We start from the raw sequence: 17,738 nt of genomic DNA, 5'->3' as shown, positions 1-17,738 counted from the left end.
TCCACGCCCGGTGCCGATCGAGGGCAGGGTGGATCCTCGGGTCAAGCCCGAGGAAGACGGAGGGTGGGTTGCTTTGGGAGCAAAGGCAGCGATGTTTGGCGGGATGCAAGCGCATTGCGCCTCCGTCGATCGCTTCCTCTTAGGCCGTGAACTCGTCAATTTGCGGCTCCGGAAAAATTGTCACGGGACCTGAAACCCAATGAAGTTGGCCTAAGAAGGTCGTAAGCCTGTGAAGGGCTCGTTCTGGCGTTTCCGTCCGCGTCCATTGCCTGCGTTCCACAGCCGTATCGATATAGCGGAATTCGATCAGACCCGATGGTTGCGCAGAGATCCGAAGATGGGCCACGGAGGGAGGGTTATGCCCGGTTTGCTGGATGCATAGATCAGCCATTGAGGTCCATCCAAACAGCGCGTGCCGAAGCGAACTATGAGCGATGAAATCGGCAAGCCGCTCAACGCCCCGCAAGGCAGAGGAAAACTTTTCGTCGGCCGAATTTTCTCCCACGCTGCGGATGTGATCAACAATAAGGTGCCAGGGTCTGATCATCCGTTAAGTCTGGCCCGGCAGCGCTTGGCTGTCAAATAGCCGCACCTCCCTATCCAGCAATAACAATTTCGCCAACAAACCTCGCCTCAATCTCGCCGCAATCGTTATAACATAACCGTAATGTTATTACATTGTAGGATCAACCATGCCCCCGAGCCCCGACCGCCCCTCCGTCAGCCTGCTGGGACAGTCGGCTTTTTCAAGGGTGGTCGGCATCTCGTTGGTCGTTGCCGCCCTTTGGCTGGCCATTCATTGGGCGGTTCTGCTGCCATGACGCCGGTGATCCGTATCGACAATCTGACCGTCGCCTATAACCGACATCCGGCCATCCACCATGTCTCCGGCGCCTTTGCGAAGGGCAGCCTGACGGCGATTGCCGGGCCGAACGGGGCGGGTAAGTCGACACTGTTGAAGGCGATCATGGGGGAGCTTCGTCCGGCCGAGGGCAGGGTCGAGCATCGGCTGGGGCGGGCGGAATTCGGTTATCTCCCGCAGGCGGCCGAGATCGACCGGCGTTTTCCGATCTCGGTCATCGATACCGTCATGCTCGGCGCCTGGAAGAAAACCGGAGCCTTCGGCCGCATTGCGCCAAGCGAGATGAAGCGGGCAGGCGAGGCGCTGTCCGCGGTCGGGCTCGAAGGTTTCGGAAAACGTCATGTCGGCTCGCTGTCGGCCGGCCAGTTCCAGCGAGTGCTGTTTGCCCGCCTGCTGCTGCAGGATGCCGGCATCATCCTGCTCGACGAGCCGTTTACGGCAATCGATGCCCGCACCACCAGGGACCTGATCGATATCGTCAGCCGCTGGCACGGCGAGGGCCGCACGGTGATTGCCGTGCTGCATGATTTCGAGCTCGTCCGGGCGCATTTCCCCGAGACCCTGCTGCTTGCCCGCGAATTGGTAGGATGGGGGCCGACCTCCGAGGTCATGTCGTCAGCCAATCTGCTGAAGGCACGCGCCATGGCCGAGCGATGGGATGAGGATGCCGAGGCTTGCGGCCCCGAACAGGTGCCGGCGGCATGACGGTCTACGATCTCTTCCTCGCGCCCTTTGCCGATTTCGGTTTCATGCGCCGGGCGCTGGTCGCCTGCCTTTGCCTCGGGCTCGGCTCCGGGCCGATCGGCGTCTTCCTAATGCTCAGGCGCATGAGCCTGATGGGCGATGCCATGAGCCATGCCGTGCTGCCGGGGGCGGCGATCGGTTATCTCGTCGCCGGCTCGCTGTCGCTGACGGCGATGGGGCTCGGCGGCCTCATTGCCGGCTTGTCGGTGGCGCTGCTTTCCGGCGCCGTCAGCCGGATGACCGTGCTGCAGGAGGATGCGAGCTTTGCCAGCTTCTATCTGGCTTCACTGGCGCTCGGCGTGCTGATCGTCTCGCTGCGCGGCTCGAATATCGATCTGCTGCATGTGCTCTTCGGCACCATCCTGGCGATCGATGCTTCTGCCCTTTATCTGATCGGCGCGATCACCTCGCTGACCCTCGTTACCCTTGCCGTCATCTACCGGCCGCTGGTGGCCGAATGTTTCGATCCCGGCTTCCTGCGCGCCGTCGGCGGGCGCGGGCCGGTCTATCACGTGCTGTTTCTGCTGCTGGTGGTGTTGAATCTCGTCGCCAGCTTCCAGGCGCTCGGCACACTGATGGCGGTCGGCCTGATGATGCTGCCGGCAGCCATCGCCCAGCTCTGGTCGCGCAGCTTAGCCGTGATGATGGCGATATCAGCCGTCAGTGCCGCCGCCTCCGGCTATCTCGGCCTGATCGCCTCTTACCATCTCGAACTTGCCTCCGGCCCGACGATCATCATGACGGCGGCGATCCTCTATGCCTTTTCGATCTTTTTCGCGCCCTCCGGCATCGCCCGGCGCTTCTTTCCCCGCCCGCATTTAAAGGGCTGATCCCAAGGAGACTTCGATGACACCGCACAGACTGCTTCTCTGCGCAGCAATCCCGGCTTTGATGGCGCTGTCGGCCATGCCTGCCTCCGCCGAAACATTGAAGGTTGTGGCGTCCTTCACCGTGCTTGCCGATGTCGTCAAGCAGGTCGGCGGCAACCACGTCGATGTGAAGAGCCTCGTCGGGCCGAACGGCGATCCCCACGAATTCGAGCCGTCCCCGGCCGACGCCAAGAATTTGAACGCAGCTCAAGTGACCTTTGTCAGCGGCGAAGGGCTGGAAGGCTGGATGGACCGGCTGATCACCGCCTCGGGCTACAAGGGCAAGCCGGTGACGGTCTCCGAAGGTATCGACACCCGCACCATGGATGAGGACGGCGAAAAAATCACCGATCCGCATGTCTGGAACAGCCCCGTGAACGTCAAGATCTGGGTCGCCAATATCGAAAAGGCGCTGTCATCGGCCGATCCCGCCGATGCCGCTGCCTTCAAGGCCAATGCCGAGAAATACACCAAGACGTTGGACGAATTGAATGCCTACGCCCATACGAAGTTCGACAAGGTCGCCGACGATCGCCGCAAGGTGCTGACCAGCCATGATGCCTTCGGTTATTTCGGCCGCGAATATAATGTCACCTTCCTCGCCCCCCTCGGCCTCTCCACCGAAAGCGAGGCCTCGGCCGCCGACGTCGCCAAGCTGATCGACCAGATCAAGGGCGAGCATGTGAAGGCCTATTTCTTCGAGAATTCCAACGACCCGCGCCTGGTCAAACAGGTCGCCAAGGCAACCGGCGCCGAGCCCGGCGGCGAGCTCTATGTCGAATCGCTCTCCGACGCCAAGGGGCCGGCGCCGACCTATGAGAAGATGTTCCGCTACAATGTCGACCAGCTCGCCGCCGCCATGGCGAAATCGAGCTGAGCGGGCGCCCAGTCAGGCTGCGGCCCGGTGCTCGTCACGGGCCGCAGTCCATACCTCGCGCGCCGCATCGACATTCATGATTGCGATCCCGATCCCGACGATCAGATCGGGCCACGCGGACGTCCAGAAAAACGCGGTAATCAATCCCGCACCGACGATTGCGATATTCGCGACCGCGTCGTTTCGGGCGGACAGGAAGGCCGCCTTCGTCAGGCTTCCACCGTGATCACGAAAGCGGGCGAGCAGCAAGGCGCAGCCCAGATTGACGACGAGGGCGCCGAGGCCGGTCAGGGATAACGCAAAGGCCTCGGGCGCAACAGGCACGGTGAACTTCTGCCAAGCGGTCCAGATCGTGGCAATCGCCGGTGCGAGCAGAATTGCGGCGAGTGCCATGCCGACACGGGCTCGCGACCGCACCGACCAGCCGAGCGCCATCAGGATCAACAGATTGACCGAGGCATCTTCAAGGAAATCGACCGAGTCTGCGAAAAGCGAGACTGACCCGATCGAAAGGGCGACCGTGAACTCGATTCCGAAATAGGCGAGGTTTGCGAGCGCGGCGATCGTGACGGCGCGGCGAAGGGCGGAGCTATGCATGTCCGTATCAGCCTTTTCCATAAACCAGCCAAGGAGGGGCCGTTTGCTCGCGGCTGCGAGACGCTGCTGCAAGCCGCTCGGGCCGCCAGCCACTAACCTAAATGTAGAATATCAAACTTTGCTTCAAAGCTTCGCTTTGCAAAAAGGACGTGGAGATTTTTCGGAGTCTCCACTCCTATTCACCCAGATGGTCGCTATGGAGCACAGCAGGATGCCTTTTGCTCGTGGCGGAGCACGGAGGTCCAATCCGTGCGGTCTGCGCAACAGAAGTTTGACTTCACCTCGACGCAGCGGAGCAGTATGCTGATAGCGCGGTTGTTCGACCCGCCTCCGTGTGCCTCCACGCATCACGGCGATGGCCCTAGAGGCGCAAGCGACCTACCTGACCGCAAGTGTCTGGTAGCAAAAACAACCAATCGACGTATCGGAAAAGATCGCGCGTTCTTGGCAATCAGTGCGCAACCTCCCGGCGTTTTTCGAGGGGCTGCCTCTAAGGAGGTATGCAATGACACTCGCCACATCAACAGTATCCCTGATCACACTTGGGGCGATCTCCGTCTGCACTATTGTTCGAACCGACGCCCATCAAGCGAAGAGCGGCTGGACCTATCCTCCGGCGTGCTGCAATGCTCACGGTTTGATTGGAGATTGTGAGGCCATTCCCACTCAGAACATCAGTCGTGGGCCTCGCGGTTTTTCCGTCTTCCTGCATGCGGGCGACCACCACCTTGCGACAAAACCACACCTGTTCTTCATTCCGTATGGGGACGAAATCCCCTCCGGCGACGGCCAGTATCACATCTGCCTCCATCCGACGGAAAACGACGTGAACTGTTTCTTCTCGCCGCCTGACAGTATCTAACCACCTTTGCAAGCGGGGCCGCCGCTAGCTTCCCTTCAAGGGCAAGCACGCAGTTTGTCTTTCCTGTATCGCTGGCGCTGATGGTATTCGAAGTCGTCTTTGGCCTTCCAAAGAAATCTCCGGCATGAGCGATACCCCCGATAACCAGCGTTATAAGGGGCATTGCTGAACATGGTTCGAACGATTCCACATTTAAGTTAGTGGCTGGGCTCGGGCCGATCCCGTTTTCTCGCAGACCGCCGGCGGCTCTTACAGATTGAGGTCGAAGACCAGGATGCCGGCGAGGCCTCCGTCCGTCGACGAGACGATGCGCTCGCCGACGGTCACATGTTCGGGATGGATGAGATAGGCGTCGCGCGCCTCGGCACTCTCAAAGGTCACGGCAAAACCGTCGACGAAGCCGCCGTGCAGCCCCTCGGGCGAAACATTCGGCCCGTATTTGATATCCAGGATGCCGGGAATGACCTGCTTGAGCGCGGCGATTGCCGCAAACAGCGACTGTTTGTCGTCTCCAGTCACCGCGGTCTTCAGCCGCAGGAATACGCAGTGCAGGATCATCAGTGCTCCTCCCGATTTTCTGTGTCGGCAGAATAGCCGCGAAAGCCGGGAGGGCAATGAGAATATTTCCACGCCGGCATTGCGGCGTGAAGCTGGCTTTTTTGTTATGCAGGTCGGTGTCTCAGAACCGCTGCACACGTCCTGATGACATGCATTGATCAGCTCGCCAGCTTCATCGCTGCCGGCGACTGGCCGCCGCGCGAAACTGCGCCGCCGAGGCCGAAGCGGCCGACCACCGCTGCGAGGTTCTCCGTTTCCTGCGCAAGCCCCTGTGCTGCCGCCGTCGTCTCTTCGACCATGGCGGCGTTCTGCTGGGTGACCTTGTCCATCAGATCGGCGGCGGCGGAAACTTCCCGCAGGCTGGTCGCCTGCGACTGCGCGCTGGTGGCAATTTCATTGACTGTATCGCTCATGCCGACGACGCGATCGACGATCTTGGAGAGCGCCACACCGGTTTCTTCCACCAGGTTGACGCCGGTCTGAACCTGCGACGACGACATCGAGATCAGCCCGCTGATTTCCTTTGCCGCCTGGGCGGAGCGTTGCGCCAGTTCCCTGACCTCCTGGGCGACGACGGCAAAGCCCTTGCCGGCTTCACCGGCCCGCGCCGCCTCGACGCCGGCATTCAGCGCCAGCAGGTTGGTCTGGAAGGCGATTTCGTCGATCACGCGGATGATATTGCCGATCTTGCCGGAGGAGCCCTGGATTTCGGTCATCGCCTCGATCGCACGGGCAACGACTTCGCCGCCCTTTTCGGCGTCGGCCCGGGCAAGCTTCATCGTTTGCTGGGCGCTGTTTGCCCCTTCGGACGTGTCGTTGACGCCGCGGGTGACGTCACCGAGCGCTGCGACCGTTTCCTCCAGTGAGGCGGCCTGCTGTTCCGTGCGCCGAGCCAGATCGTTCGAGGCCGTCGAAATCTCGCCGAGGCCGGAGCGGATGGTGTAAACGGCGTGGACGACGTTGCGGATGGTGTCTTCCAATGCGGAAACCGACGTATTGAAGTTCGCCCGGATCGTCTCGAATTCCGGCGCCACCTTGTCGTTCATCCTGACGGTCAGATCGCCCGAAGCCAGAAGGCCGAACCGGCTCTGCACGACTTCGACGAAATGGTGCAGATCCTCGGCCTTGGCCTGCTCGAGGTCGCCCTGGCGTTTGCGGTCGGTTTCGACCTGTGCCTGCAGCGTCTCTTGCTCGTCCTTGAGCGCCTCGCCGCGGGCGAGTTGATGGCGGAATTTTTCGAGCGCGCTCTTCAGGCTTCCAAGCTCGTCGGCGCTGCCATTATGAGCGATCTGCTCGCGATAGTTCCCGGCGGCCATCTTCTGGACGGCACTCAGAACGCCCTTCAGCGGCTTGCCGATCAGGGTGCGGCTCGCCGTCAGGATGACGCCGAGCATCACGGCCAGAATAAGAAGGCCGCCAATCACCGTGCTATAGATCTGCTGCCAGACCGGCGCCGAGAAGGTTGCGGCCGGCACGTCGAGGACCGCTGCCCAGGTGGTGTTCATTCCGCGTGCGGTAAACGGATAGACCAGGCGGACGGCGCCATCAGGCAATCCGGATATCACCCGCATCTTGCCGTCGGCCAGCGCTTGCTTGACGTCATCTGCGCCGGCATCGGCATAGTCCTTCATCAGATTGTTTTTGTCGGGATGGGCGAGCCACTTGCCGTCATTGGCAAGCAGCATGACCCGCCCGCCATCGAAGGGGTGCATCTGCGTCAAGGCGGCTGTGAGATCATCGAGCTTGATATCGACGCCGGCAAGGCCAACGACAGTCCCGTTCACCTGCATCGGCACCGAAACCGAGGTGACGAGCTTATTCATGTTGGTGAGATAGGGAGAGGTGATGATCGCCTTTCCGCTCTTCAGGGGCGCGCTGTAATATTCGTCCTCAGGCTTGATGCTCCACGTCGAGAATTCCATCTTGCCGTCATCGCCTTTGGTCCAATAGGGCGTGAAAATGCCTTCCTTGTTCAAGGCCTCCGGTCCGGTTGTCGGGTGAGGACCGTCGATCAGCTCGCACATCCAGGCGCCGAACACGCTCGGATATTGCGGAGCCACGGCCTTGATCATCGCGACGATGTCGGCCCGGCTTTTCGATCCGCCGTCGACGAAACCGGAGAGGCTTGCGGCCAGAGCCGTACCGGCCGAGGTGGCCTCGGTGATATCGGTTGCCACCTGTTGGCTGACCACGGCTGCCTGCTCGGTCGCCAGCGCCATCACCTCCCGCTCGGTATTGGTCTTGGCACTCACCGCATTGAAGGCGGTATAGGCGATCAAGACGCCGGCGATCGCAGTGCCGGTCGCAAGGATGAGTTTCGCTGAAACGGTTCTGACCATCTTGAAAGCCCTTTATTTCGGCTGATGAAATGCGCGGTCACGTGGGGAAGGCTGGCGGCTGAACGAAACGAACATGCGGGGCCAGGCATGCCCGCGATCGGGCACGCTTTTCCTGTCGTCGAAACCAGGCGGTTTGGAATTTCGGCGGGCTCATCCCGAAGGTGCAGACGGAAACATCACCGCGCGCCCTGCGGATCGTCATCGAAGGCGGCAATATCCCCGCTTCGCGATGACGATCATCATTGCATGCAACACAAAATCAGCAGTCGATGAATATAAGTTTAAGGGCTAAAGCAATTCCGGCAAAACCGCGCAGCTGTTTGCGTTCGGAATCCGAAAAGCCGAGTGGCTCACCCAAGCCGATCCCTCAAATTTGGCCAAACAGAACTACATCTGATCGGTCGTGACCATGGCGCGCTTGTAGATCTTCTGGACCAGGTCGCGGGACAAGACGCGGGCCTGGTCTTTCTCAGCCGGCGTCATCGGCCGGCAGGTGTTCTTGAGATTGGAACCATCGAGCACTGTCGCAGCACCCGAATTGGCGATGACGAGATGCCAGCCGCAGGACGCGACCTTGTCGATGGCGACGGCGCCATGGCATCCTGTGGACAGGCAGAAGGCGACGGTTACCTGTGCGCCGTGATCGCCTTTACCCGCCAGTTCCATGGCTGTCTTGAAATCCTTGACCCAGCGCTCGCAATGCCCCTGTTTTTCCCCCGGCAGGCAGCTCTTGGTGGCGGGAGTGAGTTCGCCGGCCTGAAGCGGCGCGACGAAAAAAACACCCAAGGACAGGGTGAGCAGAAATTTGAGCATGGGATTTTCCTTGTGCAAGCCATGAGAGGCGCACATCGCCGGCCGTTGGTCAATGGATTGTCGGAGCGGGTTGCAGACGCCTTCGTCCATTCGCGTAACGCGATGCGATGCGAAAACCGGGTCGAAGACGGCGCGCGCCCGACCGGATGTCAGTTTGCGTTCAGCCGCCGACGCACGACGCTCGCGTGGAAGTTGGCGCCGTGGATCAGTCCGTCGTCGTTGAAATCGTAATTCGGATTGTGAAGCGGCGCGGAATCTTCGCCATTGCCGAGGAACACGAAGCAGCCGGGGACATGGTCGAGGAAGCGCGCGAAGTCTTCCGATCCGGTCATCGGCTCGCGCCGGACCTTGATGTTTTTCGTGGGGAAGACACTGTCGGCTGCGGCAAATGCTTCCTCGACTAGGGCGGCATCATTGAGCAGGGGGATGAATTCTCTGGTGTAATTCACCTCGGCCGAAACATTGTGGGCAAGCGCCGTGCCCTCAGCGATGAGGCGCATCTGCTTTTCGATCGCCGCGCTGACCTCGGGGCGGAAGCTGCGGGCATCGCCGAGGATGCGCGCCAGCCCAGGCAGGGCGTTGCGGGTGCCGTCGGTCAGAAGCTCGGTCACCGAGACGACGCCGATATCGGTCGGATCGAGCCGGCGGGAAACGATGGTCTGGAGGGTCGTCACCAATGCGCAGGCGGCGACCAGGACCTCGTTGCCGGAGTGCGGACGCGCGGCATGTCCGCCGACGCCCTTCAGCACGATCTCGAAATTATCCTCCGCCGACATGATCGCGCCGGCGCGAGTCTCGAAAACCCCGACCGGGAGACCCGGCATGTTATGCAGGCCATAGATCTCGTCGAAGGGAAAACGTATCATCAGGCCATCGGCGAGCATCGCCAAGGCGCCTTTGCCCCATTCCTCGGCCGGCTGAAAGATGAACCGGACCGTGCCGTCGAAATTGCCGTCCTTCGCCAGCATCCTGGCGGCGCCAAGGAGCATTGCCGTATGGCCGTCATGGCCGCAGGCATGCATCACGCCGGCGGTCTGCGATCGATAGGGCCGCTCTCCCTGTTCGCTAATCCTGAGGGCATCCATGTCGGCGCGCAGCGCAATGGAACGGTTGCCGCCGCCACGCTTGAGCGTTCCGACAACGCCGGTGCCGCCAACGCCTTCGACCACCTCGTCGAGCCCGAACTCCCGCAATTTCCGCGCGACGAAAGCCGCCGTCCGCTTCTCGTTGAAGCCGAACTCGGGATGGCGGTGAAGGTCGCGCCTCCAGGTGGTCATGTCCTGTTCCAGCGTCTGGCTGTCCATGCTCATGTCGGCCGTTCCCCTGTTGCAAGCCCGCAAACGACGTCGAGGAGGATATTCGCCCCGGCGACAAGGTCCACGTCTGATGTGAACTCCTTCGGATTGTGACTGATGCCGCCGCGGCTCGGCACGAAGATCATCGCGCTTGGCGCAATGCGGGCAATCATCTGGGCGTCATGGCCGGCGCCCGATGTCATGCGCTTGCATGCCAGGCCGCGATCCTTGGCGGCAGCCTCGATCAGGCGAACGATCGCCTGATCGAACTTGACCGGCTCGAAGCGCGCCAGCCGTTCGACGGATATGCCAACCTTTTCGTCAGAGGCAAGCAGCTCGAGGAATGCGGCGAGCGCGGTTTCCTCTTGCTGCAGCCGGTCTTCGTCCGGATCGCGCAGATCGACCGTGAAGATCGCGCGCGAAGGGATGACATTGATGGCGTTCGGCTCAAAAGCGATGCAGCCGACGGTCGCGACGGTCGGCGTGTTCGATGCCTTCGCGCGGTCGCGCAGAAAGGTGATGACGCGGGCCGCTGCGTATCCGGCGTCCCGGCGCATCGAGATCGGCGTCGTGCCGGCATGGTTGGCATCCCCGTCGATGGTCACCTTCTGCCAGGAAATTCCCTGCAGATTCTCGACCGCGCCGACCGCTACGCCCTCCCTCTCGAGAACAGGGCCCTGCTCGATATGCAGTTCGACATAGGCGTGCGGCGTCATGAAACCGGGCGCATGGCTGCCGGCATAGCCGATCCGCGCCAGTTCATCGCCGAGCACCGTACCATCAGTCCCGACCGTCTTCAGCGCCGCGGTAACATCGAGGCCGCCGGAATAGACCAGCGAACCCATCATATCAGGCGCATAACGCACCCCTTCCTCATTGGTGAAGGCGGCAACGACAATGGGGTGCCGCGGTTCGAACCCTTCGCTTTTCAGCGTCTGGATCACCTCCAGGCCGGCCAGCACGCCGTAACATCCATCATAGATGCCGGCGTCGATCACGGTGTCGATGTGCGAGCCGATAATGATAGGCTTTTCACCACCACCGGCGCCATTCCAGATGCCGAAGATATTGCCGATCCGGTCGACCGCAACCTCCAGCCCGGCCTCCTCAAGCCAGGAGACGAACCGGTAGCGCCCAAGCTTTTCGCTATCGGACGCCGCCAAACGAACAAGCCTTCCCTCCGCATCGCGGCCGATCGCGCCGAGCGCGGCGATACGTCCGAGCAGCCGCACGGAATCGATCGAGCGATGGCTCATGCTGAAGCTCCAGTCCTGTCTCTGCGGGCGACCGCGGCCGCTGACAGCCCGACGATCTCCTCATACTTGCCGGGGTCGGTCGCGCCTTCGGTGTTGACCACGAAGATGCGGGAATGGTCGTGGAGAGACAATGCCTGCTTGATCTCGGGATTGCCGGCAGCGCGGATCAGCCCGGCAAGCCCGACCCCGCCGCTTTCGCCGGCGACAATTGCCGGGTCGTTTCCAGCCGGATCGGCAAGCCGCTTCATCACCGAGATCGCCTCGTCTTCTTCAACGGTCATGAATGCGTCCGCGACACGCGAGAGGATCCGCCAGGCGACGAGCGAAGGTTGGTAACATTCGAGCATCGCCATGACCGTCGGCTCGCCATGGGCAACGGTCACCAGATGTCCGGCCCGCGCCGTTTCGAACAGGCAGGCGGCGCGGGCGGGATCGACGACTGTGAAGGTCGGGCGTTGGTCGCCGAAGGCGATGGCCATGTGGCCGGCGATAGCGGCAGCGATCCCGCCGACGCCGGCCTGAATGAAGACATGGGTGGGCGGCTGCTTCATTGCCCTCAGCGCTTCTCGGACAAGGGCGGTGTAGCCCTGCATCACCAGCCCGGGAATACGCTCATAACCCGGCCATGAAGTGTCCGACACGATCGTCCACCCCTTCTCCTCGGCAATGCGCGCCGCCTCCCGAACGGAATCGTCATAGGTCCCGTCCACACGGATCATCTCGGCGCCGAAGCGGGCGATGGCGGCGACACGTTCGTCGCTGACCCCGGCATGCACGAAAATCGCCGCGCGGGCTCCCAAAAGCTGCGCACCCTGTGCAACCGACCGGCCGTGATTGCCGTCGGTGGCGCAGGCGACGGTCATCGTCTCGGCCACCTCTCGCACATCGGAAGAATGCAATTCGGAGACATCGACGGCGCGGCCGAGCCTATGTGCCGCTTCCTTGAGCACGAGCCGGATCACCGCATAGGCGCCGCCAAGCGCCTTGAAACTTCCGAGGCCGAGCCGGTGGCCTTCATCCTTCACGTGGATCGAACCGACACCGATCTCGGCTGCCAGCGCCGGCAGAGCAACGAGTGGCGTTTCCGCATGGTTTTCCCGGAATGTCAGGTGCCGCTCGACGGCGTCTGCGGCATCCATGTCGAGGGTTTCGGCGTCTCGCGGGTCGAGCGGCTGACGGTAGTCGGAATTGCTGTTCAGCAGAAACATGCGCGCCTCACTTCGGTTGTTCGGCTAAAACATATTGCAGGCTCGGCGAAAAAGGCGCTGTATTTCGAGGGCTGTTTTGCAAGTTTGTTTCGTTGGAGCCCCGTTTTGAGCCGACCGGCAAAATCCCCCTTGGATGCGTTTGACCACAAGATCCTGGCGATCCTGCAAAGGGACAATACCACGCCGCAACGGACGATCGGCGAGGCTGTCGGCCTGTCTGCGCCGGCGGTCCAACGCCGGATCAAACGGATGACCGAGGATGGGGTCATCCGGGCAAACGTCGCCGTTCTCGACTCCGCAGCCCTCGGGCAATCGATCACCATTTTCGTGGAGGTGGAGGTTATCAGCGAAACGGCAAAACAGATCGAACAGGCAAAAAGCCAGTTCGCGGCCGCGCCTGAAATCCAGCAGTGCTACTACGTCACCGGCGAGGCCGATTTCATCCTGGTCATCGTCGTCCCCTCAATGGCCGACTACGAGGCGCTGACGCGGCGGCTGTTTTTCAGCAATAACAACGTCAAGCGCTTTCGGACATTCGTCGCGATGGATCGGGTGAAGGTCGGCTTAAGCGTTCCCATCGAGCGCTGAACTCGCCCCCTCCGCTCACGCCCGCTTGGTCAGCGGAAACCGCTCCCGCAGCAGGCGTAGCACCGATTCCGAAGCGATCGGCGGGCCGAACAGATAGCTTTGCCCGTAGTCGCAGCCCATCTTGGCGAGCTCGATCGCATCCTCGTTGGATTCGATCCCCTCGGCCACCACCTTCATTTCGAGTTCGCGCGCCATTGCGATCACCGATCTGAGCACGGTCGCCTTCTTGTCGCTGCCGTCGCGCACCAGGGCCTTGTCGAGCTTGATCATGTCGAAGGGAAAACGGGTGAGATAGGCAAGCGAGGAATAGCCGGTGCCGAAATCGTCGAGCGCGAGGCCAATGCCGGCCTCCTTCAGCTTCTGCAGCACGAGGCGCGCCTGTTCCGGATTTTCCATCACCATGGACTCCGTCAGTTCGAGCTTGAGGCGCGAGGGCTGGCAATGCGTCTTGGCAAGAACCGAACGCACATCGTCATAGAGCTCGTTGTTGAGCAGTTGCACGCTCGACAGATTGATCGACACGAAGATCGGCAATTCGCCGGTCAGTTGCTGCCAGCTCATCAGATCGTTGGTCGCCTGTTCCAGCGCGAACATGCCGAGCGCGCCGATGAGATCGGAGGCCTCGGCGATCGGGATGAATTCGGAGGGCGGGACATTGCCGCGTTTGGGATGTTCCCAGCGCATCAATGCCTCGAAGCCGGCGACCTCGACATCTTCAAGCCGGGCGATCGGCTGGTAGACCATCGACAATTCCTTGCGCTCGATGGCGCGGCGTAGGTCCGTTTCGAGCTGCAGCCGGTCGGTGCCGAAGTCGCGGAAGGCCGGCTGGAACGGCTCGACGCGGTTGCCGCCCGCCCGTTTTGCCCGGTACATGGCAAGCTCGGCGTCGCTGAGCAGGCCGGTGGCGCTCTCCTGCCGGTCCACCCACGAGGTCAGGCCGATCGAGGCGGTCAGGATGATCTCGCGGTTGGCAAAGTTGATCGGCACCATGATCGCCTTGCTGATCGCATCGGCGAAATCGGCGACCTTGGCCGGATTGTGCTCGGAAACCAGGATCAGGCCGAACTGGTCGCCGGCCAGCCGCGCCAGAGTGTCCTGCGGCTTCAGCAGCCGGCGCAGACGCCGGGTCAGCGCGATAAGGATATTGTCGCCGGCCGCGACCCCGAGCGCATCATTGACCAGCTTGTAGCGGTCGATGTCGATCACCATCACCGTTGGCTTGAGCGTATCGCCGCCCGGCGCCAGCGCCAGCACCGATTGCAGCCGGTCGATGAACACCTGCCGGTTCGGCAGGCCCGTGAGATTGTCGTGCAGCGCATCGTGCAGCAGCCGTTCGACGGAGTTCTTCTGCTCGGTCACGTCGACGATCGTGCCGACGCAGCGGATGATTTCGCCGTTGGAGCCGAGCACCGGCCGGGCGCGGATCAGGAGCCAATGGAAATGCCCGTCCTCCGCGCGGATGCGGAACTCGTGGTTCAGCCGCCCGCGCCGGTGTTCGAGCAGCACGTCGAGCGTGGCGCGGAAGCGGTCGCGGTCATCGGGATGGAGCCGCGGCAGCCAGTTGCGTGCTGCGCCATGCATAGTGCCCGGCGATAGGCCGAGCTTGGTTGAGACATCGGGAATGGTGACGACGCGGTCGCGCGCCACGTCCCAATCCCACACCATGTCGCCGGATCCGGTCAGCGCCAGCGATTGCCGCTCGAGATCGGAAAACAGCCCCTGCTGGAAGGCGCCGCCGGCAAAGGCATGCTGCATGACGGTGAAGCCGATCAGCAGCACGATGAGCACCAGGCCGCCGCCGAGTGCGGGCTGGATGATGTCGTTGTCGAGCCGGCCGGTGACCGTCATCCATGCCCCGAACAGCCAGACGAGCGTCAGCGCCCAGGCCGGCACCAAGAGGATGGCGCGGTCGTAGCGGTTGAAGCCGAGATAGATGATCAGCAGCAGCCCGGTCGCCGCCGTCAGCGCGAAGGACAGCCTGGCAATGCCGGCGGCAATCGACGGATCGTAGATCGCCACGCCGAAGAGCAGCGCAAGGCCGAGCACCCAGGCAAGCGTGGCATAGCCGAGATGCGCATGCCAGCGGTTGAGGTTGAGATAGGTAAAGAGGAAGATGACGAAACTGGAGGCGAGCGCCACTTCCGCGCAGGCGCGCCATATTCGTTGGTCGGCCGAGGCGACGCTGATCAGCTTGCCGAGAAAACCGAAGTCGACGCAGATATAGCCGAGCACCGCCCAGGCAAGGGCGGCGGTTGCCGGCAGCATCGAGGTGCCCTTGACGACGAACAGGATGGTCAGGAACACCGCCAGCAGGCCGGCAATGCCGAGCACGATGCCGCGATACAGCGTGAAGGCGTTGATCGTGTCCTTGTAGGCGTTCGGTTCCCAGAGATAGATCTGCGGCAGCTCCGGCGTCGACAGTTCGGCGACGAAGGTGATGACGGCGCCGGGGTTCAGCGTGATGCGGAAGACGTCGGCCTCGTCGCTCGGCTGCCGATCGAGCGCGAAACCCTCGCTGGGCGTGATGGCGCTGATGCGCTGCGAGCCGAGATCCGGCCAGAACAGCTTGGAATTGACCAGACGGAAATGCGGCGCGACGATGACGCGTTCGAGCTGTTCTTCCGAAACATTGGCAAGCGCAAACACCGCCCAGTCACCCTGGTGGTTCTCCGAGCTTGCCCTGACCTCGATGCGGCGGCGGATGCCGTCGGCGCCGGCAGCCGTCGAAACCTGGAAAGCCTCGCCCTGGTTGACGTAGATTTCGGTCGTCGCGGTCAGGTCGAGCGCGGTGTCGTCACGGGAAATCTTCACCGGTTCGGCCGCCTGGGCAGCGCCCGCCGCCAGGGCGAAGACTGCCAGGAAAAGGGCTGCGATCACCGCGATCATTCGTCCGGACGGTGACGTGGGCAGCATGCGGTCTCTGGTCATCGGCTGTCGGTTTTCCTGCCTTTATCCGTATCGGTGGCGAGACGTGAAAACATCACATGATCATGCCACTGACCGTTGATCTTCAAATATCCGCGCAAATAACCTTCTTGCTGAAACCCGGCCTTTTCAAGCAGGCGGATGCTGCGCGCGTTATCTGGAATACAGGCTGCTTCGATACGGTGCAACTCAAGCCCGGCGAAGATGTAAGGAATAACCAATTGCAGAGCAGCGAACATGTGCCCCTGGCCGGCATGGCGTTCGCCCATCCAGTAGCCGATCATGCAGCTTTGTGCCGCACCCCGCCTGATATAGCCGATGGTGACGCCGCCGACGAGGGTGTGGTTTTCCTTGAGGAAAATGAACAGCGGCACCGCCTGGCCCGAGGCATATTCCTGCTTGCCGCGGATAACGCGGGCGCGGTAGGCGCCCTCCGTCAGTTCGTCGCGCCGCCAGGTCGGCTCCCAGGGTTCCAGGAACTTGCGGCTGTCGGCGCGCAGCCGGTGCCACTGGTTGAAATCCTGGTAACGCGGCAGTCGCAGGAGATATCTGTCGTTTTCCAGCTCGACCGCATCCGGCTGCCGCGACAGAAACCGAAACACCGATTTTGGCATCGATCACTCCCGGCAGGACGGACGCCGGCTCAGCGGCCGGCCTGCATCGACTTCGGTGCCGGGACCGAAAGCGATGCGGTGATGTCTTCCATCGGCGCGAGCTGATCCAGCGGCCCGATCGCCGAAAGCGTCGGCACCGTGTCGTAAAACAGCCGGCCGGCGAGATCCGTCAGCCGCTCGATGGTGATGCCCTCAAGCCGTTCCATCATCTCCGGATTGGAGATCGGCCGGCCATAAAGCATCATCTGCCTGGCGATCTGGCCGGCGCGCGACGCTGGGCTTTCCTGGCCCATCAGCAATTGGGCGCGGATCTGGGCGCGGGCGCGCTCGATTTCCTTCTGGTGGATCTGATCTGCCGATTTGTGCAGCTCGTCGATGATGACGGGCACCAGCTCCGGCAGGTTCTCGCCGCCCGTCGCGGCATGAATGCCGAAGATGCCGGTGTCGGAAAAGCCCCAGTGGAAGGCATAGACCGAATAACAGAGACCGCGGAACTCGCGCACTTCCTGGAACAGCCTGGAGGACATGCCGCCGCCGAGGATATTGGCGAGGATCTGCGAGCAGTAGAAATCGCGGGCGTGGTAGGGTTTGCCCTCGAAGCCAAGCAGGATCTGCGCGTCCATCAGGTCGCGCGGTTCGCGCACGCTGCCGCCGATATAACGCGCCGGTTCCATGACCGGCGGCGCCGAAGGCTCGCTCGGCAGGCTGGCGAAACGATCCTCGACCATGCGCAGGAATTCGTCGTGCTGGACGGCGCCGGTAGCGACGATGAACATGCGGTCGGTCGTGTAGTTGCGGCCGAGATAGCCGCGGATCTCCTGCGGCGTGAAGGAAACGACGGTCTCCGGCGTGCCGAGGATGGCCCGGCCGAGCGTCTGGTCGCGATAGGCGACCTCGGAGAACCGGTCGAACACCACGTCGTCTGGCGTGTCGTTGGCGGCGTTGATCTCCTGCAGGATCACCTGCTTCTCGCGCTCCAGCTCCTCCTCCTCGAAAGCCGATTCCGTCAGGATGTCGGCGAGGATGTCGACGGCGAGAGGCACGTGGTCCTTGAGGACGCGGGCGTAATAAGAGGTCGTCTCGGTCGATGTCGCGGCATTGACCTCGCCGCCGACATCCTCGATTTCCTCGGCGATCTGGCGGGCCGTGCGGCGCCCCGTGCCCTTGAAGGCCATGTGTTCGAGCAGGTGGGCGATGCCGTGTTCGTCTGCCGTCTCGTTACGCGATCCCGATTTGATCCAGACTCCGAGCGCAACGCTTTCAAGGTGCGGCATGGTTTCTGTCACTACGGTCAGCCCGGATTTCAGCCGGGTGCACTCAACTGTCATTGG

At 62.2% G+C, this 17,738-nt stretch carries 17 protein-coding genes; 7 read left to right on the top strand and 10 right to left on the bottom strand.

From position 1 onward, the window contains the following. Window positions 1–427 precede the first annotated feature (427 nt). The 5 genes from GR197_RS12255 (at window position 428) to GR197_RS12240 (ending at window position 3,352) form a co-directional block, all read left to right on the top strand. Window positions 428–586, top strand: a complete 159-nt coding sequence (locus GR197_RS12255; RefSeq protein WP_164009748.1) for a hypothetical protein — start codon at window positions 428–430, stop codon at window positions 584–586. A 106-nt stretch (window positions 587–692) separates the two neighbouring features. Next, the gene (locus GR197_RS32645) at window positions 693–821 is read left to right on the top strand and encodes a hypothetical protein (RefSeq protein ID WP_281409520.1); all 129 of its coding nucleotides are present in this window, start codon (window positions 693–695) and stop codon (window positions 819–821) included. Then, a complete protein-coding gene (locus GR197_RS12250; RefSeq protein WP_164009746.1) occupies window positions 818–1,567 on the top strand; it encodes a metal ABC transporter ATP-binding protein in 750 nt (249 codons plus the stop codon). The genes GR197_RS32645 and GR197_RS12250 overlap by 4 nt, the downstream gene beginning before the upstream one ends. After that, on the top strand, window positions 1,564–2,436 hold the full coding sequence (locus GR197_RS12245) for a metal ABC transporter permease (protein WP_164009744.1): 873 nt from the start codon (window positions 1,564–1,566) through the stop codon (window positions 2,434–2,436). The genes GR197_RS12250 and GR197_RS12245 overlap by 4 nt, the downstream gene beginning before the upstream one ends. 16 nt (window positions 2,437–2,452) lie before the next feature. Beyond that, complete coding sequence (locus GR197_RS12240; protein WP_164009742.1) at window positions 2,453–3,352, top strand: metal ABC transporter solute-binding protein, Zn/Mn family; 900 nt, start codon at window positions 2,453–2,455, stop codon at window positions 3,350–3,352. 12 nt (window positions 3,353–3,364) lie between these two features. Here the strand turns inward: GR197_RS12240 and GR197_RS12235 are convergent, their stop codons facing one another. Then, window positions 3,365–3,949 (bottom strand): cation transporter, encoded by a 585-nt coding sequence (locus GR197_RS12235; RefSeq protein WP_164009740.1) that lies wholly within the window; start codon window positions 3,947–3,949, stop codon window positions 3,365–3,367. Window positions 3,950–4,454: 505 nt separating this feature from the next. Between GR197_RS12235 and GR197_RS12230 the strand changes: the two genes are divergently transcribed. Then, window positions 4,455–4,811 (top strand): hypothetical protein, encoded by a 357-nt coding sequence (locus GR197_RS12230; RefSeq protein WP_164009738.1) that lies wholly within the window; start codon window positions 4,455–4,457, stop codon window positions 4,809–4,811. A gap of 249 nt (window positions 4,812–5,060) precedes the next feature. On the opposite strand, the gene GR197_RS12225 is transcribed toward GR197_RS12230, so the two are convergent. The 6 genes from GR197_RS12225 to GR197_RS12200 all read right to left on the bottom strand — a co-directional run bounded on the left by GR197_RS12225 (window position 5,061) and on the right by GR197_RS12200 (window position 12,280). Beyond that, window positions 5,061–5,369, bottom strand: a complete 309-nt coding sequence (locus tag GR197_RS12225; RefSeq protein WP_164009736.1) for a Dabb family protein — start codon at window positions 5,367–5,369, stop codon at window positions 5,061–5,063. 158 nt (window positions 5,370–5,527) lie between these two features. After that, complete coding sequence (locus tag GR197_RS12220; protein WP_164009734.1) at window positions 5,528–7,708, bottom strand: methyl-accepting chemotaxis protein; 2,181 nt, start codon at window positions 7,706–7,708, stop codon at window positions 5,528–5,530. A gap of 387 nt (window positions 7,709–8,095) precedes the next feature. Next, the gene (locus GR197_RS12215) at window positions 8,096–8,521 is read right to left on the bottom strand and encodes a hypothetical protein (RefSeq protein WP_164009732.1); all 426 of its coding nucleotides are present in this window, start codon (window positions 8,519–8,521) and stop codon (window positions 8,096–8,098) included. A gap of 149 nt (window positions 8,522–8,670) precedes the next feature. Next, window positions 8,671–9,831, bottom strand: coding sequence for a M20 aminoacylase family protein (locus GR197_RS12210; protein WP_164009731.1), 1,161 nt, complete (start codon window positions 9,829–9,831; stop codon window positions 8,671–8,673). Continuing rightward, a complete protein-coding gene (locus tag GR197_RS12205; protein ID WP_164009729.1) occupies window positions 9,828–11,072 on the bottom strand; it encodes a Zn-dependent hydrolase in 1,245 nt (414 codons plus the stop codon). The genes GR197_RS12210 and GR197_RS12205 overlap by 4 nt, the downstream gene beginning before the upstream one ends. Then, entirely contained in the window at window positions 11,069–12,280 is a 1,212-nt protein-coding gene (locus GR197_RS12200; RefSeq protein ID WP_164009727.1) for a diaminopropionate ammonia-lyase, read from the bottom strand. Before GR197_RS12200 ends, GR197_RS12205 begins: the two co-directional genes overlap by 4 nt. Before the next feature lie 105 nt (window positions 12,281–12,385). On the opposite strand from GR197_RS12200, the gene GR197_RS12195 reads away from it, so the two are divergent. Then, window positions 12,386–12,868: an Lrp/AsnC family transcriptional regulator gene (locus tag GR197_RS12195; protein ID WP_164009725.1), complete on the top strand. Its 483-nt coding sequence runs from the start codon at window positions 12,386–12,388 to the stop codon at window positions 12,866–12,868. A gap of 15 nt (window positions 12,869–12,883) precedes the next feature. Here GR197_RS12195 and GR197_RS12190 read toward each other — a convergent pair whose 3' ends face one another. From GR197_RS12190 to GR197_RS12180, 3 genes are read right to left on the bottom strand one after another with little or no spacing between them, the layout of a single operon-like run. Then, complete coding sequence (locus GR197_RS12190) at window positions 12,884–15,796, bottom strand: sensor domain-containing phosphodiesterase (protein ID WP_164009723.1); 2,913 nt, start codon at window positions 15,794–15,796, stop codon at window positions 12,884–12,886. Then, window positions 15,793–16,407: a GNAT family N-acetyltransferase gene (locus GR197_RS12185; protein WP_164009722.1), complete on the bottom strand. Its 615-nt coding sequence runs from the start codon at window positions 16,405–16,407 to the stop codon at window positions 15,793–15,795. Before GR197_RS12185 ends, GR197_RS12190 begins: the two co-directional genes overlap by 4 nt. Before the next feature lie 29 nt (window positions 16,408–16,436). Then, a complete protein-coding gene (locus GR197_RS12180) occupies window positions 16,437–17,735 on the bottom strand; it encodes a M16 family metallopeptidase (RefSeq protein WP_164009720.1) in 1,299 nt (432 codons plus the stop codon). Window positions 17,736–17,738 lie beyond the last annotated feature (3 nt).

It is taken from the genome of Rhizobium phaseoli (assembly GCF_010668805.1).
Classification (GTDB): domain Bacteria; phylum Pseudomonadota; class Alphaproteobacteria; order Rhizobiales; family Rhizobiaceae; genus Rhizobium; species Rhizobium phaseoli_A.
This window is presented reverse-complemented; position numbering and strand designations above follow the sequence as displayed.